At 67.7% G+C, this 20,631-nt stretch carries 17 protein-coding genes and 2 pseudogenes; 11 read left to right on the forward strand and 8 right to left on the reverse strand.

From position 1 onward, the window contains the following. Positions 1-86 precede the first annotated feature (86 nt). On the forward strand, positions 87-761 hold the full coding sequence (locus tag AB0G52_RS20690; RefSeq protein ID WP_207921793.1) for a hypothetical protein: 675 nt from the start codon (positions 87-89) through the stop codon (positions 759-761). Between the two features lie 261 nt (positions 762-1,022). Here the strand turns inward: AB0G52_RS20690 and AB0G52_RS20695 are convergent, their stop codons facing one another. The 3 genes and pseudogenes from AB0G52_RS20695 to AB0G52_RS20705 all read right to left on the reverse strand — a co-directional run bounded on the left by AB0G52_RS20695 (position 1,023) and on the right by AB0G52_RS20705 (position 7,776). Further along, positions 1,023-6,032 carry a hypothetical protein gene (locus AB0G52_RS20695; RefSeq protein ID WP_361337728.1) on the reverse strand — a complete coding sequence of 1,670 codons (5,010 nt, stop codon included), beginning with the start codon at positions 6,030-6,032 and terminating at the stop codon, positions 1,023-1,025. 101 nt (positions 6,033-6,133) lie between these two features. Next, positions 6,134-7,457, reverse strand: a pseudogene (locus tag AB0G52_RS20700) (tyrosine-type recombinase/integrase). A 19-nt stretch (positions 7,458-7,476) separates the two neighbouring features. Further along, on the reverse strand, positions 7,477-7,776 hold the full coding sequence (locus tag AB0G52_RS20705) for a helix-turn-helix domain-containing protein (RefSeq protein ID WP_361337730.1): 300 nt from the start codon (positions 7,774-7,776) through the stop codon (positions 7,477-7,479). A 466-nt stretch (positions 7,777-8,242) separates the two neighbouring features. On the opposite strand from AB0G52_RS20705, the gene AB0G52_RS20710 reads away from it, so the two are divergent. From AB0G52_RS20710 to AB0G52_RS20725, 4 genes and pseudogenes are all read left to right on the forward strand, one after another. Then, positions 8,243-8,476, forward strand: a complete 234-nt coding sequence (locus AB0G52_RS20710; protein WP_361337732.1) for a helix-turn-helix domain-containing protein — start codon at positions 8,243-8,245, stop codon at positions 8,474-8,476. 667 nt (positions 8,477-9,143) lie between these two features. Further along, positions 9,144-10,316: a DUF3631 domain-containing protein gene (locus AB0G52_RS20715; protein ID WP_361337811.1), complete on the forward strand. Its 1,173-nt coding sequence runs from the start codon at positions 9,144-9,146 to the stop codon at positions 10,314-10,316. A 188-nt stretch (positions 10,317-10,504) separates the two neighbouring features. Beyond that, entirely contained in the window at positions 10,505-11,122 is a 618-nt protein-coding gene (locus AB0G52_RS20720) for a plasmid mobilization relaxosome protein MobC (RefSeq protein ID WP_361337734.1), read from the forward strand. Further along, positions 11,119-12,815 (forward strand): annotated as a pseudogene (locus tag AB0G52_RS20725) (mobilization protein). The gene AB0G52_RS20720 and the pseudogene AB0G52_RS20725 overlap by 4 nt, the downstream one beginning before the upstream one ends. Here the strand turns inward: AB0G52_RS20725 and AB0G52_RS20730 are convergent. Genes AB0G52_RS20730 through AB0G52_RS20745 form a run of 4 tightly spaced genes read right to left on the reverse strand, consistent with a single transcriptional unit; the run spans position 12,816 to position 15,838 of the window. Then, complete coding sequence (locus tag AB0G52_RS20730; RefSeq protein ID WP_361337736.1) at positions 12,816-13,376, reverse strand: flavoprotein; 561 nt, start codon at positions 13,374-13,376, stop codon at positions 12,816-12,818. Next, positions 13,373-14,167: a WbqC family protein gene (locus tag AB0G52_RS20735; RefSeq protein ID WP_361337738.1), complete on the reverse strand. Its 795-nt coding sequence runs from the start codon at positions 14,165-14,167 to the stop codon at positions 13,373-13,375. Before AB0G52_RS20735 ends, AB0G52_RS20730 begins: the two co-directional genes overlap by 4 nt. Then, positions 14,109-14,798 carry a YdcF family protein gene (locus tag AB0G52_RS20740; protein WP_361337740.1) on the reverse strand — a complete coding sequence of 230 codons (690 nt, stop codon included), beginning with the start codon at positions 14,796-14,798 and terminating at the stop codon, positions 14,109-14,111. The genes AB0G52_RS20735 and AB0G52_RS20740 overlap by 59 nt, the downstream gene beginning before the upstream one ends. Continuing rightward, entirely contained in the window at positions 14,795-15,838 is a 1,044-nt protein-coding gene (locus AB0G52_RS20745) for a hypothetical protein (protein ID WP_361337742.1), read from the reverse strand. Before AB0G52_RS20745 ends, AB0G52_RS20740 begins: the two co-directional genes overlap by 4 nt. A gap of 119 nt (positions 15,839-15,957) precedes the next feature. Here AB0G52_RS20745 and AB0G52_RS20750 point away from each other — a divergent pair, with 119 nt between their 5' ends. The 6 genes from AB0G52_RS20750 to AB0G52_RS20775 all read left to right on the forward strand — a co-directional run bounded on the left by AB0G52_RS20750 (position 15,958) and on the right by AB0G52_RS20775 (position 19,551). Beyond that, the gene (locus tag AB0G52_RS20750; protein ID WP_361337744.1) at positions 15,958-16,374 is read left to right on the forward strand and encodes a hypothetical protein; all 417 of its coding nucleotides are present in this window, start codon (positions 15,958-15,960) and stop codon (positions 16,372-16,374) included. Between the two features lie 35 nt (positions 16,375-16,409). After that, the gene (locus tag AB0G52_RS20755) at positions 16,410-16,787 is read left to right on the forward strand and encodes a hypothetical protein (protein ID WP_361337746.1); all 378 of its coding nucleotides are present in this window, start codon (positions 16,410-16,412) and stop codon (positions 16,785-16,787) included. Further along, positions 16,784-17,020 (forward strand): hypothetical protein, encoded by a 237-nt coding sequence (locus tag AB0G52_RS20760; RefSeq protein ID WP_361337748.1) that lies wholly within the window; start codon positions 16,784-16,786, stop codon positions 17,018-17,020. The genes AB0G52_RS20755 and AB0G52_RS20760 overlap by 4 nt, the downstream gene beginning before the upstream one ends. Positions 17,021-17,248: 228 nt before the next feature. Continuing rightward, positions 17,249-18,409, forward strand: coding sequence for a radical SAM protein (locus AB0G52_RS20765; protein WP_361337750.1), 1,161 nt, complete (start codon positions 17,249-17,251; stop codon positions 18,407-18,409). After that, entirely contained in the window at positions 18,406-18,618 is a 213-nt protein-coding gene (locus AB0G52_RS20770) for a hypothetical protein (RefSeq protein ID WP_361337752.1), read from the forward strand. Before AB0G52_RS20765 ends, AB0G52_RS20770 begins: the two co-directional genes overlap by 4 nt. 123 nt (positions 18,619-18,741) lie before the next feature. Further along, positions 18,742-19,551 carry an aminoglycoside phosphotransferase gene (locus AB0G52_RS20775; RefSeq protein WP_361337753.1) on the forward strand — a complete coding sequence of 270 codons (810 nt, stop codon included), beginning with the start codon at positions 18,742-18,744 and terminating at the stop codon, positions 19,549-19,551. Between the two features lie 120 nt (positions 19,552-19,671). Here the strand turns inward: AB0G52_RS20775 and AB0G52_RS20780 are convergent, their stop codons facing one another. Further along, positions 19,672-20,631, reverse strand: coding sequence for a hypothetical protein (locus AB0G52_RS20780; RefSeq protein WP_361337755.1), 960 nt, complete (start codon positions 20,629-20,631; stop codon positions 19,672-19,674).

A 20,631-nucleotide genomic window follows, 5' to 3' on the forward strand; every position in this document is an offset into this window, starting at 1 on the left:
CGGGCGGCCGTGGGGGAGGTCACTGACACGATGATCGGGTTGCGCGGCGGGGGCCACGCGTCCTAGAAAAGCAGTCGGGTGGAGATATGCATCGCGGTGGCGGACTGGGCGAGGGGACGGATGACCTGGGTCCTCGACGTGCCCGGCAGGGAAGGCACCGGCGCGACGCGGAGGAAGCGGCGGAAGCAGCACGTCGGGAACAGGGCGGCGTACCGGGTGAGTCCGATCGGCGTGATCGACGTATGGATCAGCGGGACCAGAGGGCCCGGCGGATCGATCGTGGAATCGACCGTCCCGAGACCGGGAGCAGGAATGGTGGTCGGGTGGGGGTGACGTACAAATACTTCGGCGCACCGGACGGCGCGACCGCGGCCCGTGTCCCGATCTCCATGCGTCCCGAGGAACTCGGCGGCGACGAGCTCGGCATGAACGGCATGTTCACGAAGATCAAGCCGGAGACGATGGCCGCGATGGTGCTGACGGGCATCGAAGGCGTGCCGCTGCACAAGGTGCCCCCGCTGGAGCTGGTCGTCCTGCACCCCGACTACGCGGTGGTCAAGCTCCCCATGACGGTGGTGGACCCCCTGCGGGGCGTGGGCGAGGAAGCGGTCGGCGCGGCGGCCTTCATCTGGTCGACGGTCCCGGACCGGGGCGGCCCGAGGGACGCGTTCAACGTGTATCAACTGCTGCACGAGTGGCAGGACTTCAGCCATCGGCTGCATGAGGCGGGGCATCAGCCGTACTGCTTGGTGTGGCCCTGATCGGCTCTGAGCTGGGGTTTCTTGCGGGTTGGGCGGGGTCTTCGGGCCTCGCCCTTTTGGTGCCGGAGGGGGGCCGTCAGGCGGCCAGGGCACATTGAGGGCACATTGGTTTTGCTGGGGGTGCTGATGTGCCCTGGGCGGCGGGTGGGTCGCCGTCGTCTTCCGCTTCCGCCTCGGCTCCCGGTTCCGTTTCCGTGAGGGCGTCGTCGATCGCCTTGCGGCGCGCGGCTACCTGCCTCCGGAGAGCGTCGACTCGGTGGTTCATTCCTCGATTCGTTGCAGACTGGCTGCCCGGTGATCGCCTGCAGCCGCCAACCCGTCCACAAGGCGGCGCCAGCGTGCGATTTGATCCGGCTGCATCTCCTCGCGTGAGTGCAGTGTTCTGAGCCAGTCGGTGAGATACCAGCACTTGTTGGCGATGGCGCGATAGTTGCCGTCGGTCAGTTGCTCGGCCCAGGTCAGCCCCGTGTTCCGCTGCCACATGAGCGGAGCGCACTTGCCGAGATTCGCGAGCGCGTCAAGAGCCTTCGGTTCCTGGCGGGCGATCCTCATCCAGCAATCCACGAGGCCGGCAATGGTGTCCGGGTGCAGCCAGCCTTCTCGCGCGCGGGCCAGGGTCGCGTCGATGTCGGCGTCGCTCGCGTCGATGCCCGGGGCGGGAAGGAGCGCCCCTAGCGCGTCGTCGGCCCAGTGACGGTCTCCGTGTAGTTCGGTGCCGTCTCCGATGGCGTCGAGGGCCGCCTCCATGGCGACAGACCACACGTCCGACAGAGACGGGCGCAGGTCATCGTCGTACGTGAACAGAACGGCGAGGTCACGGAAGAATTCGTACAAGGCACGACCGTTGGCGGCGAACCGCTGTGCATGCGCCTTTAGCGGCCCGGTGTCACCGCGGAGCGCCAGGGTGACGATGACGCGAGCGCTGTCCTTGCTATGCCGATTCTCGTACCCTTCCCTCGCCCAGTGATCTGTGGCGCGGGCGTGGGCGTCCAGCAGGACCTCGACAAGTCCCTTCGCCTGGTCCGCCACGCAACTGTCGCTGAGAGACGCGGCACCAGCGGCGACAAGTGGCGGGATCAGAGACGTCAGGTAGAGCCGTTCCGCTTCGACCTCGGGCAAGGTCTGCTCGTAGGGACCGTCGAGCCGGGGACGGGCGTGTTTGCCGCTCTCTGGGTCCCAGTCGCCGAGGCGACAGTCCTCTAGTCCCGCCCGCACGGCGTTGAGCGCTACTTCATGGCGGCACGGGCCAGATCGCTGGTCGGCGTCGCACGGCGCAGCCCAGACCCGGCCGAGAGCTCGGGCGAACGCCATGCGCACCTCATCGAAGTGGTTCGTGGTGCAGCGGTCCAGGACACCGACGATTGCCTGCCTATCGAGCTCGATGTCATCTGATGCCACAGCCAGGAGCGCCGGCAGACCGGTCGCCGCTGACCGGTCTGCACCCAGCGAGTAGAAGGAGGAGGCGACGTACTCGGTATGGCTCGGTTCGGTGATCGCCTCGATCAGGAGACCTGTCGCCCAACGCAAGTCGTCGACCGGCACGTCGATACGGCCGTGGAGGTGTGCGACGGCAGCGGCAGCCGCGACGGCGGCGATCGGGTCAAGCCGGTTGAGAGCGGAGTCAGGCAGGTCGTTGCCGAAGGACCGCGCCAAAGCGATGTCAGCCAGGAGCGTGTCGACAGGGGTGACGCGGTCGTCGGATCTGGCGTAGGTGTTCTGCAAGCGCATCGCCTGGCTGGCACGGCTGAACATCTCGGCTTCGGGCCGCATGCGGGCCGCCAGCGGCTCCGGGTGCTGGTACTGCACGATCAAGTTTCCAGAGTCATCGGATTCCGGATGGAAGTTCTCCGGTTTGAACGTCGCCGCCCAGCCCTGTACCGAGGCGAGGAAGCGATCAGCCGCCGGGCTTCCCTGAGAGTCAGCGACTAGCTCCTCAGCTCGGCGGATAAGTTCCTCGCCCGTGGCCGCCAGCTCGCTCAGCCGAGTCTGGTCACCGGAGAGGGTCGCACCAATAGTGAGTTCGGCGGCGACGTCGCGCAAACTGCTCCGACGGCGCGAGAGACCGATTAGATCAGGTGCATCCGGGCCCTGGACGTAGAGCACTCCTTCACTGGCAGCTCGTGTGAATTCCAGTTGCCATACGTCCAGATCGCGCATCCAGGGATCGAGCAGATCACCCGCCTGCTCCAGGTGGCGCACAAGGAACCCAACCACGAGACCAGGCATGGCCAGGTTGTTGCAGTCGCGCAGCAGGAACTGCACGATCCGACCAAGTGGAACGTCAGCAATGACTACGAGCTGGTCCGCGAGCCGCTCGACGGCAAGTAGCGCACTCATACACGGGTAAGGGCCAACAGACGAACCTCGATACCACGCCCACACGTGTTCGTCTCCGACGCAGCGCCTGACACCGACCCCCGGAATATCTAGATCCACTCCGGGCAGTTCGTCGGGCGGCGCCTGAGTGTAGGCGTCGTGGTCCCCGACACGGATGGCCGCCGCGTGGTCGAGCATCCGGTTGATCAATGCCAGTGTCGGCACGAGCCGGACCCTCAGCAGCTGCCAGAAGGGGCCTCGGTACCACCCGGCCATCCGTTCAGTGATGCTTCCGCGGGCGCGGTGGTGCCGGATGCCATCGTCGAACGGATAAGAACCAGACCAGCCATAGCTGGCCGCCTCGGCGTCGTGCTGTTCGATGTAGTAAGACTCTGTCAAGGTCAGGAGCAGGTCTGGCTGATGTTTAGCCATCTCCGCCACTGGCCAGAAATTCTCCACGACAGGGTCGAGACGAGCTCCTCCATCGTCGGCGATTCCCCTGAGGAATGTCTCGGCCGCCCCATCAAGATCGGGGCCAAGCATTGCCAAGGCTTCAACCGCGAACTCGTCCCAATGCGGCGGCTCGGCTGCGAGGATACGGTCTCGCACCAACTGTCGAATCGGGTCGGACACGTCCGTCTCGGCTCTCGCCAGTCCGCGCAGCCAGGCCAGCACCAGCTCGCGGATCGATCGGCTCATGCCATCCGCAGCCCAGGAATCCTCGCCGGAATCGGCCTCGCGTTCGCGGCAGAAGCTCAGCTCGACCAGCGGCGCGAGCACCACGGGATCGCCGATGTCGTGGGGGGCGTAGCGCTGCATGGCCAGCCGGATCACGGTACGCAACCCGGCTTGCCGGTCCGCCTGTAGAGCAGGCCATGTCCGGCCTAGGATGTCACCGGCGGCACCGAGGGTGAGCACTGCCTCCCAGGGCACATCCGACCACCGCTCGCCGTGGTCGGATGCGATTTGGTCAAAGACGGCGCACAGGTGCGCGAGTGATCGCCTAACGTCGTCAGTGGTGAGCAACTGGGCCTGGCAGGCGACGCGCGCGGCACGTAGCGCCCAGCGCGGTGCCTCGGCAGCCGAGAGGAGACTGAAGCCGTCCGTGACGAGCACCCGCACGATGGCCATGTCCCGCACTAGATCACTGGCAAATCGATCAGACGGGTTCCAGGCGCTACTCGCAGTGCGCGGTGCGAGCAGACCGTCGGAACGCAACGAGGGCAGCGCGGCCGAATCAGGTGATACAGAGTTGTCGTACGGGAGCAGTTGGCGCCGGGCCAGTGCTCGAAGAGACTGATCCCGAGCGTCAGGAGAGGGTCCTCCCGGCGGCATCATCTCCCCGCAGCGCACCAAGTAATACCAGACGACTCGGAACAGGTCGGCCTCCGATGCTGCTCCCTCCGGCGCCGCCGCGTCCGGTCCTGCGCGCAAAAGCATGTCAACCAGACCCGGCCTGCCCAGCAACCACCGCGCCCGCTCGTCGGCAGCCCATCGCCGCAGCTGCGGGAACACCTCGATCAACTGCTCGATTTCGGCCGAGGTCAGATGAGGGACTTCATGCTCGCGGACAAGGCTCTCAACGGCCTCACCGCCTCGATCCACACCCCGCGCGGCTTGTATAAGCACGTCACGTGCGGCCCCGGAACCATCGGTGCGAGTTACTGCCACCACGCCGAGCCCCGCGGTCATCGCCGCTCGGGCAAGATCCGAGAGCAGTTGGGCACGGCCCTCCAGCACCGACTCCGCGCCATCGACGACTAGCAGACGGCCAGTACCCACTGCTGAGGCGCCCAGCACCGAGGTAATGCGGGCACCGAGCAACGCCTCAAATTCCGCCAGCCGTGCGGGTATCTCCCGAAGGTTCAGCACCATGACCGCCACACCATCGGCCCGCAGTCGCCTCGCAGTGCGCAAGGCCAGAGCCGACTTGCCGGCATCCGGCTCACCGGTAACGACCAGTGCGGTCGTCTGCGATGCAGCCGTGCTCATCTCGACAGCCAGAGCGTTCCCGGCTTCAGTCCGTTCCAACTCAAGATCTTCGTCGGCGCCGGTCAGGCGGAAACCCACGAGATTCTCGGCCGTCTCCGACAATGCGTCGAGAGCGCGCCACGCCGCGGCGTAAGAAGGGGAACGGCCAACCGCTGTACCGGAGATTTGTCTCCGCACCATGACTTCAGTGGCATGCGCCCCAGCCGGGGCGTAGTTCTGGGAGAGCCTCTCCAGAGCTTCAAATAGCGCGTCAGCCCCGGCTACCGAGGACTCGGGAACGATACTCCGCAGGCGGCCCACGACCGCCGTACGGTCAGACTCGTCGACGCCCTCCAGTCTGAGCTCCCACAACCGCAGTACGTGCAGAACTCGCCAGGTCAGCTCCGCGTCAGGCGTCTCAGTGCTCACCTTTTGGTTGGCCGCTGCCTGAGCGATCAGCGCATCCAGGTGGGTCAAACGAGTGCGAACAGCGTCGTTCGTACGTCCCGCCTGATCCACCGCTGCCCGGAACGACTCCTCGTCGGGCTGTCCACGAGCAATCACAGCCAGCTCACGCACCTGCTGCACGGCCGGGTTGGGACTGGCTACGGCAAGTGCCAGGCGCCAACGCCCCGCACTGGCTTCAGCCCAGTGATCGGTAACAACCCGTAGGTAGGACACGAGCAGGTCCGCCGTAGAGTCGTCACTGGCTGTGATACTCGGAGCCCGGCGCACTCCGATCGACAACCGCCGCTGTACGCCGTCAGCCGTGTCGCCGACGACGATCAGGTCGTCCACAGGGCTGAACCGACTGTCCTGGAAGCGCACTGCTACCGGCGTCACATCGTCGCCCAGTGCCGGGACCGGATCGCCTAGGAGGAGGTGAGCCAGCAGGACGGCTCCAAAGCGATGCTCCAGGACGGTGCCACCGCCACCCGTCGAGTACGGGCTGGCCACCTTCTCCGCTTTGTCGCGATCCACCATCTCTGCAGCATATGGCGAACCACCCTCACCCCAGGAGAGTGCATCGGTAACGTGAGGGCGAAGGGGAGGGCTCACCCCTCGTCATGCACCAGGTAGGGCGGTCAGGCGGCCAGAGCGCATTGCGGGCACAGTGGGTGGGGTGGGGTCGCTGATGTGTCGTGGGCGTCTTCGATGTCTTCGGGCTCCGTCTCCGTGAAAGCGTCGTCGATCGCCTTCCGGGTACGGGTCTCGCTGGACGGCAGCAGGTGCGTGTACGTCCGCAGCGTGAAACCCGGGTCCGAGTGGCCGAGGTACTCGGAGAGCGCCTTGATGCTCTCCCCCGCGTCCAGGAGCACGGAGGCGTAGGCGTGCCGGAGGGCGTGCATGCCGTTCTCGGGGGCCGCCTGGAGGTAACGTGCGCCCCGCTCTCGGGGAGGGATCACGCCGGCGGCGGCCAGGGCGCGCTTCCAGTCGCCCATGTTGAAGACGCTGCGGTTGTACGCCCCACTCTTCTTGTCGACGAAGAGGAGGCGGAAGGTCTTCGGCTCAACGTCCGGCTTGGCCCAGGGCAAGGTGACCGCGACCGGTGGGAACTCCTTCATGTGGGCCTTGAGGGCGGCGGCGAGCTGAGCCGACAGGGGCACTGACCGGATCCTGTTGCCCTTTGGCAGGGCGAAGACGGGCTTCGTGCCGACGAGCCGCACCTGCCGGTTAACGTGGATCCAGCCGCCCTTGAAGTCGATGTCCTCGACTGCGAAGCCGAACACCTCGCCCTGGCGGAGGCCGCAGCCGAAGGCGAGCTTGCCGCCTGCCTGGAAGCGCTTCGGGAGACCGGCTATTACGGCACGCACGCGCTTCAACGACCAAGGGATGATCTTCTTCTTGGTCGCCGTCGGCAGCTTGACCGACTTCGCCTTGCAAGGGTTCTTCGGCAGCAGTCCGTCCTCCACGGCCATACCCAGGATGCTGGAGAGGATGTCGAAGATGCCCTCGATCGTCGACACCTCCAGTTCGGCGTCCTGGAGGGTGCGAATCCAACCCTGAATGATCGAGGGCTGGTTGAAGGACCGCAGCTCGCGTCGGCCGAGGTGTCCGACGATGTGATTGCGAACGGTTGCCTCATAGCGGAGCGCGGTCGTCGGGCCGACGGAGTTCGCGTCTAGCCACTTCTGCGCGTAGGCGCCGAGCGTCTGCTTCGTCTCGGCCGGAACGACGTAAGAGCCGCGCCGGATCTCGACGTCGACCTCGGCGGCGCGGTTGTCCGCCTCGGCCTTCGTGTGGAAGTTCTCCTTGCGCTGATGGCCATCCAGGTCGCGGTAACGGACCTGCCAGCGCTTGCCGGTGCCGTGATCGGCGGTAGGGACCATCCGCTTCGTACGGCTCTTGTGATCGCCGCACTCGGCCTCGGCGGACTTGGGGGTGAGACTTGTGCCAGCGGTCGTACACGTCAGCCAAGAAGGGCCTCCTAGGTGGGGGTGAGGGGGTGGGAGGTGGCGTGGGACGCGCAGGCGTGCGCCGGCCACGGGAGCAGCAGGGCTGCGGGTGGGGCGCCGAGCGCAGCGGCGAGAGCGACGAGGTCGCCGATGTCGCATCGGCGGCGGGCGCGTTCGGTGCGGCTGAGGGCGGTGTTGGCCATCGGGCGGCCCAGTGCGGTGCAACGGGCGGCGAGCTGGTGCTGGGTCAGCCCGCGCAGGAGGCGTAGGTGCTCGATGGCGCGGGCGGCGTGAAGGCCGACGGGGCCTATTTCGACAGGTCGGTTGGGCATGACAGATAGCTGTAACTTGCAGACGACCGTTATGGCAAGAGTTAGTTCTTAAACTCTCCAAAAGTCGTTCGGGGGCGAAGTGGTGTTCGTCTCGTCGAATTCCGGCACATCGCGAGCCGTTTCAGCGGGGAGGTTGTGCTACCTTCCCTCCGCGTCAAAGAATTGGGCGATTTGAGCACCTATCGGATGGGGTGTCCGACGGGCTGGTCGCGCCACCCCTGACTGCTGGATACCGCACCTGAGCTGCCGAGGTACCGGATTCCGGCACCTCGGCAGGTTACTTCGCCGCAGAAAATTTCGGCTTCCGCGGGGGCGATTTCGGCAACCGGCGATCCACCCTTACTGTTTTGGTCTTCCCCGGCGACGCCGAGGGAAGTAGCCGGGAGTTTCAGAATTCACTCTGGACGCTTCCATGGGTGGTGTGGCTGTGTTGCCCACGCCTGCCATCCAAAACCCTGATTCCGATATGGAGACCTCATTGCCGAACCACTCCCCGCGCCTTGCCGGCGCCGAGCGTGACCAGCTCGCCACTCCCGCCGACGTGGCCGCGTACCTCGGGGTGCCGGTGAAGACCCTCTACCAGTGGAAGTACCGGGGCATCGGCCCCAACGTCCACAAGGTTGGCCGTCACCTGCGCTACCGCTGGCGGGAGGTGGACGCGTGGCTGGATGCCCAGACGTCGTACGACCTCACGGCCTGACCGCGCGTCTGGCACGGACAACGAAGCGACCCCCGGCGCGCCAACGCCGAGGGCCGAAGACTTCCCAACTGATCGCCCATCCCTGAACGAATGAGCTGGTGAGGGGCGGGACCTCGCCCGTCCTGCCTCTCACCAGAGAGGAACGCCTATGGAGGACTCTACGTCCCCCAGCTCCACGAACACCTCCCCAATCGGCTGGCCCACTCCCGCGGCCCCTGGCGACGGCGTCCCCTGGCGCCGCAGGGATCAGGCGGACACACGGTCCCCGGCGTCGGGGACCGTCGAGCACTCGGCGGATGTGGAAGCACACGGGGACCGTCCCCAGCCGTCTGCAGATGCCGCTGTTGGGGACCGTCCCCGCGAAATGCCCGCTGCTCGATCCCCGCACGTACCGGTCCCCGTATCGACATCCAGTGCAAACTCGCAGGTCAGCGACGGGAAATCGGGGACCGGTCCCCAAGAGGCTGCAGTTGCGCCAGGGGACCGCAATGGGGACCGTGATCACGGTCCCCGCCAGTTGACAGAGTCTGACAACCCCGCGGCGGGAACCGCCCAGCAGGAGGGGACCAGTTACGTCGACGCACGGGGACCGGATCACGGGACCGTCCCCCGGCCTCCTCGGGGACCGGCAGACCCTGGGGAACGGGATTCCGGTGAGGGTGCGGAACTGCTGGATGAGTTGCGGGCGGCGATCGGCAAGTACGTCGTACTGCCCAGTGACGAGGCACTGACAGCGGTCACCCTGTGGGTGGCGGCCACGCACATCCAGACCGTTCTGCAGCACGCGCCGCGTCTGGCGGTCGTAGGCCCGACCAAGGGCTGCGGCAAGTCCCGTGTTCTGGACGTGCTCCACGAGACCGTCCACCAGCCGATCATGACGGTGAACATGTCCACGGCGGTGCTCTTCCGCATCATCGGCAAGAACCCGCGCACAATCCTGGAGGCCGACACCATCTTCAGCAAGGCCGGCGACAACGAGGAACTGCGCGGCCTGCTGAACGCCGGACACCAGCGCAACCGGCCCGCCTGGCGCATCTCCGGTCCGGAGCACAAGCCGACCCCGTATCCGACCTTCGCCATGGCCGCACTGGCCTCGATCGGCGACCTGCCCGACACGATCACAGACCGGGCGGTCGTGCTCCGCATGCAAAAGCGCAAGCCGGGCGAGAAGGTGACCCCGTTCCGCTCGCGCTACGCCACACCGGAACTGAACGCACTGCGGGACAAGCTGGCCGCCTGGCTGGGACCGCTGCGCGCCACGGCCGGCCGAATGGCGCCGACGATGCCGGTGGAGGACCGGGCGGCGGACACCTGGGAACCGCTGGTCATCATCGCCGACCTGGCCGACGGCCACTGGCCCGCCAGCGCCCGTGCGGCCTGTGTCGCGATGACCCGCTACGAGGCCGTCCAGGACGAGCAGACCAACCTGAAGACAAGGCTGCTGCGCGACATACACCGCATCTTCCAGGCGCACGGCAACCCCGAAGCCCTGTCCTCCCTGGATCTGGTCACCACCCTGCTCCAGGACCCCGACGCCCCCTGGGCGGAACACGGCACCAAGGGACTCAGCGTCTACCACCTGGGCAGGCTGCTCCGGGACTTCGACATCCGCCCGGCCAACTACCGGTTCGACAAGGGCAGGCAGGCCAAGGGCTACGCCCGTAACCGGTTCCTCGACAGCTGGGCCCGGCACTGCCCCGACCTCACCGAGACGGCGCCTGCCACCGCGCACGACGCCACAACCGCGCGCCAGGTTCAGGGCACGCCGCCCGCCGCCCCGTCGGGTCAGCTGCCTATCGGCCCGCCCGGCGGCCCCGTCGGCCCCAAACGCGCCCGCTGACCCGCCTCCCGCTGGGTCCGTATCACTGCGTCGCATCCGTCCCCGCGCAGGTCAGCACGGGGACGGATGTCCTCACCGGGACGGACTTCTCCGTACCTGCCCGAGCGTCCGTACCTGTGCTGACCAGGCATGGGACGGATGCAACGCACGTGACACAGCCCCGCCCCTCTCACCACCGGAGCACCACCATGCACGGACAGCACCACGAACTCCCCACAGCTCAACAGCCGACGCACACCACCTCAGCCCCAGACAGCGCAGCAAGTTGTCGGGTAAGGAGTCCTTACCCGGCCTCCGCCCCTGGGACGGCGGAGGCAGCCGGCGCCGAGGGGGCGCCGGGGTCGGCCGGCCCGGGGGCGCCGACCGAGACGGGAGCCACCAGACCGTCGCCCCACGCCGCGCAGACGCCGAAGCCGCAGCGCCGCCTGCGTCAGCCGCGCCTGCGCGAGCGCCGCGTCCACCCCCGTTACAGCGACAGCGAGTTCACCGACCTCGCCCACGCCGCCGCGCGCAGCCGTATGCAGATCGGCGGCTACGTCGCCGAGGCGTCGCTCGCCGCCGCCCGCGCCGAGGACCCCACCGCCGCGATCGCCGACTACCGCGCCATGGTGAAGGCACTGATGGCCACCAACCGGCAGCTCGGCTGGCTCGGCAACAACCTCAACCAGCTCACCTGGCACCTCAACAAGGACGGCGCCTGGCCCGAGCCCGGCGTCGTCCACCGGCTCCTGGCCTGCGTCGAAACGTCGATCGCCGACGTGGACACCACCGTCGCCCAAGTCACCGAGGGGAGGCAGGACTGGTGATACCGAAGATCATCACCGGCAAGGGCAGCACCCGCCGTGTGATCGCCTACCTCTTCGGCAAGGGCGACGCCAACGAGCACGTCGACCCCCACCTGGTCGCGTCCTGGAACGACTTCGCCCCCGACCCCGGCCGCAGCCCACACCGCGGCCCCAAGGAGGTGGAGAAGCAGCTCCACACACAACTCGACCAGCCGGTGGCCATGCTCGGCTGCCAGGCTCCTCAGACGACGGTCTGGCACTGCCCGGTCCGCGCCTCCCCGGAGGACCCGATCCTGTCCGATGCCCAGTGGGCGGAGATCGCCCGCCGGATCGTGGCCGCCGCCGGCATCGCCCCCGCCGGGGACACCGAAGCCTGCCGCTGGGTGGCCGCCCGGCACGCCGACGACCACATCCACATCGCCGCCACCCTCGTCCGCCAGGACGGCCGCCGCCCCAAACGGGACTACGACATCCGAGCCGTCCAGCGCGAAGCCCGCCAGATCGAAGTCGACTACGGGCTCAGGCGGTTGAGGCCCGGCGACGGCACCGCCGCCAAACGCCCTACCAGCAAGGAACACTTCAAAGCCGAACGCCTGGCCCAGGACGCCACCGCCCGCGAGGTCCTGCGCATGCGGGTGCGCCGCGCGGTCGCCGCCGCGGCCGACGAGGCCGAGTTCTTCTCGCTGCTGGAGGCAACCGGCGTGGACGTACGCCTCAAGCTCGCTCCCTCCGGCGACACGCTCGGCTGCAACTTCGCCCTGCCCGGCAACGTGAACGAGGAAGGCAACCCGGTGTGGTTCGCGGGCTCCACCCTCGCCCCTGACCTCTCCCTGCCCAAGATCCGCGAACGCCTCGCCACCACCAGCCCCGAGCCGACCACCATCCAGCCTGGCAACCCGTGGCACCAGGCCACCGCCGCCACCGAACGCATCCCCACCACCTCGCGAAAGGCAACGAGCAGACGGCCCAAGGCCAACTCGTCGCGCTCGGCGCGACGCTGGACCTGCTGCCCGTCATGACACCGACCGCGGCGCAGGCCGAACTCGAACAAGCCGCCGCTGCCTTCGAGCGCGCCACCCGCTCCCGCATCGCCGCCGACCTCGACAGCACCCGCGCCCTGCGCCACAGCATCCAGACCATCTGGCGGGAGAGGCCACAGGACAGTGACGGCACCGGGTTCATCATGCTCCTGGACGCCGCACTCACCGCGGTCGCCTTCGGGCTGCACTGGCACCGCACCCGCCAGCACGCCCAGCAGGAGGCAGCAGCCGAACAGGCGCTACTCCACCTGCAGACCGCGTACGCGCAGACCGCCGAGCCCGTCCTGGTCGGCCTCGCCAGCCGGGCACCCGGCCCGCAGACCAAGCGCCGCTTCGCCCACCACCTTCAGGATGTGGTTCCGGAGCACGCCGAGCGCATCCTCAACGACCCCGCTTGGAACGCACTCGCCACCGTGCTCGCCCAGGCAGAGGCAGCAGGACACAACGCAGCCACCGTCCTCGGCCAAGCGCTGCACCAACGTGCCCTGGACGACGCCCACAGTCCCGCCCGCGCGCTGACCTGGCGTATCCGCCGCCTCGGCGAGCGCCACGTTCCCGGTCCTTGGGCCCAGGCAGCCAGGGCCCACAGTGCCATGCAACGGCCCAGCGCGCCGGTCCACCCTTCGGCAGCCATTGCTCGGCCACCGCAGGGGTCACCGACACGGCGGCGCTGATCAGGCCGGGGCGGACAGCTTGGGCGCGAGGAGCTCCAGGGCTTCCTCCCAGCGGTAGCAATCGGCCCCGTCGCCGGCCTTTGGCCGGTGCGGTTCGTACGAGCCGATCAGGACGCCCATCTCGCGTAGCCGTTCCAGACTCTGGCGGTACGCAGGGTGGGCGGCCTGGGCTGAGTTCAGGTACGGCAGCACGGCGACCGGGATGTCCATGGCGGGTGCTTCGCACAGGACCCCCAGGGCGAGATTGTCGGAGATCCCGGCGGCCCACTTGTTGACGGTGTTGAAGCTTGCCGGGGCGACCGCGATCGCATCCGCGGGTCGAGTCGGGCGCGGTTCACCTGGTGACCGCCATGCCGAGCGGATGGGGCGGCCGGTCTGCGCCTCGACCGCCTCCGCGTCGAGGAAGCCGAGTCCTTGTGGGGTGGCGATGACGCCGACGTCCCAGTGGTTTTCCTGCGCGGCGGTAATCAGCTTGCCTACGTCACCGGCGATGCCGCACGCACAGACGACTACGTACAGGAAGGGCTTCTTGGCCGGTTCCTTAGCGGTGGGCTCGGTCACGCGTGGGCTCCAGGATGGTGGGCTTCTCGTTGGGCAGCCAGCTGGTCGGCCAGCGCATCGGGCCCGATCTTGCTCAGGGCCCACAGGCTGCTGCATCGACGGGCCCACCGCCAGAGCGGGTCATCCACAGGGGTGTGGAAGGGCAGCACAGGAATGCCGTGGGTCTCGAAGGGACCGGCGTCGAGATAACGCAGACCACCGGTGCCGCACAGATAGTGGGTGCTGCCGGTGGCTGCCGCGAGGTCGGCGAGGCGCTGGGAGCGGCCTTGCCGGGTCGGGATCTCGCCGCTGTCCCGCGCCTTTCCCGACCAGCCGAGAGCGTTGAGCAGGGCGGTCGTCGATGTCCTCGCCAAGTCGGCCACACGGTCCGAGTCGTCGAGCGCGTCCAGTACCTCGGCCACAGCGCCCCAGTAGCGGCTGCGGCCGTAGTACTGGCGCATGAGCAGCTGCATCGTCCGGCGCGAGCGACGCGGATCAACGAGCCGTGCTTGGCTGATCAGCGTCGGGCGCCCGTAGGGAAGATGCGTCGGAAGCGTGAGCCACTGCTGTCTGGATGGATCGTCCAGGGCGGCGAGACGGGCGCGGTGCTGGTAGTCGCGCCGGGCGAACTGCACGTCGTCCAGAACGATCCAGTGGTCAGCGGAGAACAGCTTCGCCAGGGTGGACAGCCTGGGAAAGAGGTTGGGTTGGTGGATCGCGCACAGCCTGCCCGGCGCATCGGCGCTGGGCGGCTCAGGTGCTGATGAGGCGGCTGTCGAAGCCGGCGCCCAGGAGGCGCTCGTAAGCGTCATACACATCCCCCGGTACGTCCTGCTCGACGGCGAAGCCGAGCTTCGGGTACTCGATCACCCGTTGCAGGTCGCCGACGAGCATGTCGACGACGAGCTTCTCGTCGCCGATGGACTTGATGTAGTCGTCCAACTCCAGCGGCTCGGAGGCGCATACGACCTCGGCCTCGGGCCACAGCTTGCGACAGGTCGCGTACGAGCGGCGCTCCATGTACGGCTTGGAGATCAGCAGCAGCGACTGCACCTCCACCCCGGCCTGGGTCAGCAGCTCGCGGGAGAAGGTGATGTTCTGGCCGGTGTTGGCGGCCTTCGGCTCGACCAGGATCGCTTCGTCCGGCACGCCCAGGGTCAGCGCGTGCTCGCGGTAGTGCACAGCCTCGCCGCGCGGGAAGCGAGCGCGGGTGGTGGGGCTGTTGCCGCCGCTGAAGACCACGACCGGGAAGAGCCCGACGCGGTAGAGCTCGGCCGCCGCGGTGGCCACGCCCAGGTCGTGGCTGCCCAGGCCGATCGCCGCCGAGCAGGGCCGCAGCTCGTGCCCCATCTGGTGGTAATCCCAGATCAGCGTCGCGTCGTGGAACTGCTCGTCGGTGATCTGGCGCTGCTCGTGCTCCGGCACTGGCACTCCCTGGCTCATCCTTGCTGGCCCTTTCGGATGCCCTCAATACTGCGCAGCTGGTGGCTCAGCCCGTACTGCCGGGCCACCTGTGCCGCCTGATCGAGGACGGACAGCCCATCATTCCGGGTCGCCGCATCCGACAGAAGGATGTGCCCGTACGCGGTGTCCAACCGCACCCGCTGCATCGGGGAATCGACCGTGCCGGTGGTGCGCGCGATGTCGATGTAGTGCAGTGCCTGCTTCAGGTCGCCGGCACCACGATGGGCCAGGGCCAGCTTCTGGTGGGCGACCGACCAGTCCTCCGGCTCGCCCAGGTCTTCGAAGGCACGAGTGGCGGCCGTCATCGCGTTGGTGGCGTACTCGTTGTCGCCCTCCTTGCTCAGCGCCGTACCCACCCACAGCCGCGCCCTGGCACGGTCACGCGGGCTCAGGCGCTGGTCCCCGGCGAGGAGTTCGTAGTGGCGAGCGGAGGATTCCAACTCGCCCGACATCTCCTGAACGACGGCCAGGGACAGCTCGATCTGAGCCACCCGACGTGGGATGTCGAGCTCGGTGAACATGCCGCGGGCGGTCAGGTAGGAGTGGCGGGCGGAGAGTGGACCGAGGATCGCGCCCTGATCGCGCTGGAGGTCGCCCAGGAGCACGAGGGAACGGCCGTACAAATAGAGACCCTTGTAGTCCAACTGCTGGGGTACCCGGCTGCCCAACCAGCGGTTCAACAGGGTTGAGGCGAACGGGAAGTCCTGACGGCTGATGCAGACAACAGCGCGCTCGATGTCCTCGGTCCAGGTCTCGTAGTCCGCCGGCCGCGCGCTCTTCCGCTCAGGGAACAGCACTGCCTCGAAGCGGGCTTGGGCAGCGGAATCCGCCCGTGCGAGTGCGGTGTCGAGGATGGCCTGGGTGTCCGGTCGGGGCTGTGTCTCCGCGCCGAGGCTCTCCCACTTCGCAACCGTGCGCAGGGCGACACCGAGGTGCTCGGCGAAAGCGCGCGTGCTCATACGCAACGCGGCGCGCAGGGCGCTCGCCTCCCGACCTGTCCATTGCTGCACGCTGACCACGGATGACCTCCCTCCGACACGTATGGAAGCACTGTCGGTGACGACGTGCGGTGGGAAGTGCAACGGAAGTACAACAGCAGGTCATTTCGAGGCCGTTCACGACGGCCGACGCTGTGGGCATGGACGACGATCTCATCACCGAACGCCACCCCGTCGCCTTCCCCCAGGTCTTCGGCTACCTACGCCACGTCACCGGCGGGCGGCCCCGCCATGCGGCGCTCGTCGACTGCCTCATCGAGTACTGCGACCGGCACGAACTGGCCCTGTGCGGTGTCTTCACCGAACGCGACTCCACGGTGATCATCCGCTCCCCCGCCTTCGTCGGTCTGCTCGACGCGCTCGAACTCCCCGATGCCTACGGTGCCGTGGTGCCAGCTCTCAGCCACCTCGGCCCGAAGGGCCTCGGTACCGAGCGCAGGCGGCAGATAACAGCAGCAGGCGCTCGTCTGATCGTGGTCCGCCGCCTCACGCCCACCACCGAATCCACCTCTTCGCTCGGCGCGAGCCACAGCTTCCGGCCGCAGGGGGATGCGTGATGTCCGTGCGCGATGCGTTGCGAAGGGCTCCCTTGGTGAACGACGTGCCGGGGCTGCGGTTGCTGAAGGTCGGCGACGGCTGGGACGTCGTGCGCACCTCCGCCGAGATCGGCCTCCTAGCCCTGGCCTACCTGCGCTGCATCGGTACTTCCGTCGGCCCCGTGCTCTACGACAGGCCCAACCGGCGTCTCTACTACGCCGTCCCGACCGGCACCGCAACCGGCTGGGACGATCTGCCGGTACGGCTTCTCTCCACGAACTCCTGGCTCGTTGCACCCGGCCTGGAGCTGCTCGACGACTGGTTCGGCGGGTGGTGCGAGCTGCCTGACGACGACACCCTCACCGACACGGATGCCCTCCGCGCTGCTCTCCAGCACCCCTACGTCGCCACAGCTCTGGAGACGGTTCGATGACCAGCCGCACGATCTTGCGCCACCAGGAGTGGACCCTCCAGCCCGACCGGGAACCCGACGCAGAGCCCACCACGTACGCGATGCAGTGCGCGGTCTGTGGCGAGACCTCGCCGCCCGGCAGCGACTTCGCCGAACCGCAGAGCTGGGTGTTCACGCACGGTGGCCGCAATCCCTCGCACCATACGTACCGGGAGATCATCACCCGCCCGTGGAGGGGCTGGTGGAAGCCGTAAACGATCGTCTCACCGCCCAGGTCACGCAGGGTGCCCGCTACGCCGGACCACTGCTGATCGTGCTTGTGTCCGCCTCATAAGGCTTCGCGATCGACGTGACCGCCTCGACACGCACGGATCACACCCCTGACCCGCGCTTGGCGCGGGTTCCACCGGCTGAGCTGGCGGCCAACCTGATCGCCGCCCACTACCAAGCCCGACCGCTCATACCCAACCAGTGGAGATGCCATGACCGTGACGAACACCAGCGCGGAGAGGCGGGGGACCAAATCAGCTCCGCGGCTCGTGGCCAGCCCGTTTCTCGCTCAGTACCTCCTCGTCCAGCCCGGCCGGGCAGCCGGCGTGCGTATCCCGGAGGTCCGCTACAAGGAGCTGCGGGCCGCCGGCGCGGAAGGCCGATCCGTCCCGGACTGGCTGGCCGACGCGGCGCGGGAAGCGTGGGGGACCGAGCTGCCCGCGTCGCCGGTCGGGAACGTCGTGCTCGTCCGCGAGCGGTCCCGGTACGGGTACGGCAAGGCGTCGTGGGAGATCAACCTCGGCTGTGATTACGACTGCGAATTCTGCTACCTCGGGGAGAAGCGATTCGAGGGCCTGGACTGGGCCGGTAAGCAGGCGCTACTGCAGACGCTGAGGGACGCCGGGGTCTTGTGGTTGCAGATCACCGGCGGTGAGGCGCTGATCGACCGCGAGTTCGGCGCGGCGTACGAGTACGCCCACCGGCTCGGGATGATGGTCCAGGTCTCATCCAATGGCTCCTCGCTGCGGAAGGAGCCAATCCGGGACCTGTTCGCCCGCCACCGGCCATACCGACTGACCCTGAGCGTCTACGGTGCCACCGCCGAGACGTATGACAAGGTGACGCGGAACCGCGGGGCGTTCGGCCGGTTCCTGATGGGCCTGGACGCCGCCCGCGAGGACAGGCTGCCGGTCCGCCTGAACGTGATCGTCTCGGACGACAATGCGCACGAGACAGAAGCGATGGTGCACCTCGCGAAGTCGTATGGCTTCCCGCACCAGGTCTTCACGAACATGTCGCCCACCATCGACGGTGAGGCGAACCCCCTGGCGACGCAGGCACTGGGGCATCTCAAGGCCCGGAGCGTCTTCACCGGCTGCAACGCCGGCCACACGTTCTTCCACGTCAACCCGCACGGCATCGCGTCGATCTGCAAGGTCGGCCGCGACCCGAGCGTGAACCTCATCACCGAGGGCGTCGAAGCCCTCCCCCGACTCGGCGCGGTCGCCGAGTCCCTACAGCTCCGCACCGGTGGATGCTCCGGCTGCACGAAGGTCAGCACATGTCGCACGTGCCGACCGCTGGCCAGGCTCTACCAGGAGGCGGGGGACCGACGAGAGCTCTACTGCCAGCATGGAGGTTACGGATCATGACTCCGCCCACCGCAACCCTGACCTCGCCCAGCGAGCCGGTGCTGCTCACCATCGGCCGCCGCCCGACGGACGGCCCGACCGGTGTTCTGCCGGTGCCGCTGACCACCGCGTTGATCAAGGACGACGAATTCGAGATCGTCTCCGACCTGGACGAGGCTGCCGAGGGCGCCGAGTGCAGCTGCTCGGCCGGTGACGACCAGCCCTACTAGATCGACCACGGGTGGCGCCCGTACCGCCATCCTGTTCCACCCCTTGAGTGCCGCCCCGGCCGTACTCTGGACGGGGCGGCACTCCCCCGCGCCTGAGCACCCCATGAGGAACCGCGCGTGTCCATGTCCCGCATCCCCTTCGAGCAGCTCCCCGCCGGCATCCGCCAGGCCATCGCCGACAAAACCGGCGCCGTCCACCAGACGGCCACCGCGCAGGGCGGCATGAACTCCGGCATCGCCTCCGTCCTGGAGACCGAAAGCGGCAGGGTCTTCGTGAAGGGCATCCCGACCGACAACCCCCAGGTCGGTGCACAGCGCCGCGAGGCGGCGATCGCCCCGCATCTTCCGGCGTCCTGCCCACGCCTGTACTGGCACCTGGAGTTCGATGGCTGGAGCATTCTCGGTTACGAGGTGGTCGACGGCCGCCACGCCGACTACGCGCCCGGCTCACCCGACCTGCCGCTCGTGGAAGCCGCGCTCACCGAACTACAAGCAGTCACGGCCCCGGCCGACGTCGGGATCAAGGACGCTGTCGACCGATGGGCGGACTACGCCCCGCCGGGCTCCCTGCACTATTTCGAGGGCAACGCTCTCCTACACACCGATTTCGCCCCAGACAACGTTCTGATCACCGGTGACCGTGCGCGGCTCATCGACTGGGCCTGGCCGACCCGAGGGGCGGCCTGGATCGACCCCAGCGCCCTTCTCCTCCAGCTCATGGACGCCGGGCATTCCGTGGAGGAGGCGCTCACCTTCGCTAGTCGGTTTCCGTCCTGGCGGGACGCAAAGGCCGAAGCACTCGCAGCGTTCAGCTCCGCCACGGCGGCACTGTGGCAGGAGATTGCTGAAGTAGACCCGGCGCCCTGGAAGTTGCGAATGGCGGAGCAGGCGACGACGCTCGCGTCATCCGGGGCAGTATGCCGTAGACGCTAGGTGCTGGTATCGGGGACGGTTCAGGCGGACGCGCCAAGCCACGACACGGGTATCGTGCACGCGGCATCAGCCGTTGTTACTCCGCGCTTCTCCGCCCACGCTGGATTGGGCACCCATGGTTCAAGTGCCTGCCGTTGTTCCCCCACCCGGACGGCGACGAGCGACAGAGGCAGGCGTTGGTCGTTGCGCGGCGGTATTGGGATTGCGACCACGAGCTTGGTCTGCCGACGCACGTGGAGAAGGAGGAGCAGGAGGCGTTGCCGCCGTTGCCGCGAGATCGTTCAGCGTGGCATTCACGACCGGCCAGCACATGTCGAGCGTGTCGCGGTTTGGGCTGTGTCCGTTCTGTTTTTCCGCCAGGGGATGCACGAGATTCCTACACTGCCGGATAAGCTCCGAGGCCAGTTTGGCATCATGCTCGATCCATTCGTTGTCGTACGCGAAGTCCAGGAAGTCTTTCAGCCCCATGTTCCGCATCGGCTTCGGCATGCGTACGCCAGCGGCGCGGGTCTGCGCGGCATGCGCGAGCACCCCCTCCAGCAGGCTGCCCAGCATGATGACTGCCGACGTGTAGGCGCCGTGGTGGTAGCAGATGCGTGCCTCATCCAACCGGAGTTGCACGGTGGCGGCGAGTTCCGGGTCGCTCACCACCTCCGTCACAGAGACCTTCAGCTCGACTTGCCGCAGCTGACGTACCTCGTCCTCGAAACCGGCTTCGCAGCGGACGAGGACCGGTTGGCCTCCGTCCTCACCGACGCGGCGACCATCGAGCACGAGTATCTCGTTGAGCCGCTTCAGCATGGCCTGGTACTCCTGCTGCTGGTTGTAGTACTCAAGGCGATTCGCCAGGCGAAGGACGGCTCGCCTGGCGTCATCCGTACCGTCCTCCTGTCGCTCCCTGAGGAGATCCAAGGTCCACTTGTGCCTCGGTGTGCCGTCGTACTCCGGAACGTCGTCCCAACCCGCCCGCTGGAAGAACGCGGCTATCTCGTACCCCTTCCGATAGAGCAGCGGCGTCTCGTCTCCACAGATCAGGTGGGCGATCTCCGTCAGCGTGCTGTCGTCGAAGATCTCGTTCAC

It is taken from the genome of Streptomyces sp. NPDC021562 (assembly GCF_040640875.1).
Classification (GTDB): Bacteria; Actinomycetota; Actinomycetes; order Streptomycetales; family Streptomycetaceae; genus Streptomyces.

Excerpts from the sequence above, each read along its gene's own strand:
- AB0G52_RS20690 (WP_207921793.1), top strand. The coding sequence starts at position 87 with ATGCATCGCGGTGGCGGACTGGGCGAGGGGACGGATGACCTGGGTCCT.
- AB0G52_RS20695 (WP_361337728.1), bottom strand. The coding sequence starts at position 6,032 with ATGGTGGATCGCGACAAAGCGGAGAAGGTGGCCAGCCCGTACTCGACG.
- AB0G52_RS20705 (WP_361337730.1), bottom strand. The coding sequence starts at position 7,776 with ATGCCCAACCGACCTGTCGAAATAGGCCCCGTCGGCCTTCACGCCGCC.
- AB0G52_RS20710 (WP_361337732.1), top strand. The coding sequence starts at position 8,243 with ATGGAGACCTCATTGCCGAACCACTCCCCGCGCCTTGCCGGCGCCGAG.
- AB0G52_RS20720 (WP_361337734.1), top strand. The coding sequence starts at position 10,505 with ATGCACGGACAGCACCACGAACTCCCCACAGCTCAACAGCCGACGCAC.
- AB0G52_RS20735 (WP_361337738.1), bottom strand. The coding sequence starts at position 14,167 with ATGACGCTTACGAGCGCCTCCTGGGCGCCGGCTTCGACAGCCGCCTCA.
- AB0G52_RS20740 (WP_361337740.1), bottom strand. The coding sequence starts at position 14,798 with ATGAGCCAGGGAGTGCCAGTGCCGGAGCACGAGCAGCGCCAGATCACC.
- AB0G52_RS20750 (WP_361337744.1), top strand. The coding sequence starts at position 15,958 with ATGGACGACGATCTCATCACCGAACGCCACCCCGTCGCCTTCCCCCAG.
- AB0G52_RS20760 (WP_361337748.1), top strand. The coding sequence starts at position 16,784 with ATGACCAGCCGCACGATCTTGCGCCACCAGGAGTGGACCCTCCAGCCC.
- AB0G52_RS20765 (WP_361337750.1), top strand. The coding sequence starts at position 17,249 with ATGACCGTGACGAACACCAGCGCGGAGAGGCGGGGGACCAAATCAGCT.
- AB0G52_RS20770 (WP_361337752.1), top strand. The coding sequence starts at position 18,406 with ATGACTCCGCCCACCGCAACCCTGACCTCGCCCAGCGAGCCGGTGCTG.
- AB0G52_RS20775 (WP_361337753.1), top strand. The coding sequence starts at position 18,742 with ATGTCCCGCATCCCCTTCGAGCAGCTCCCCGCCGGCATCCGCCAGGCC.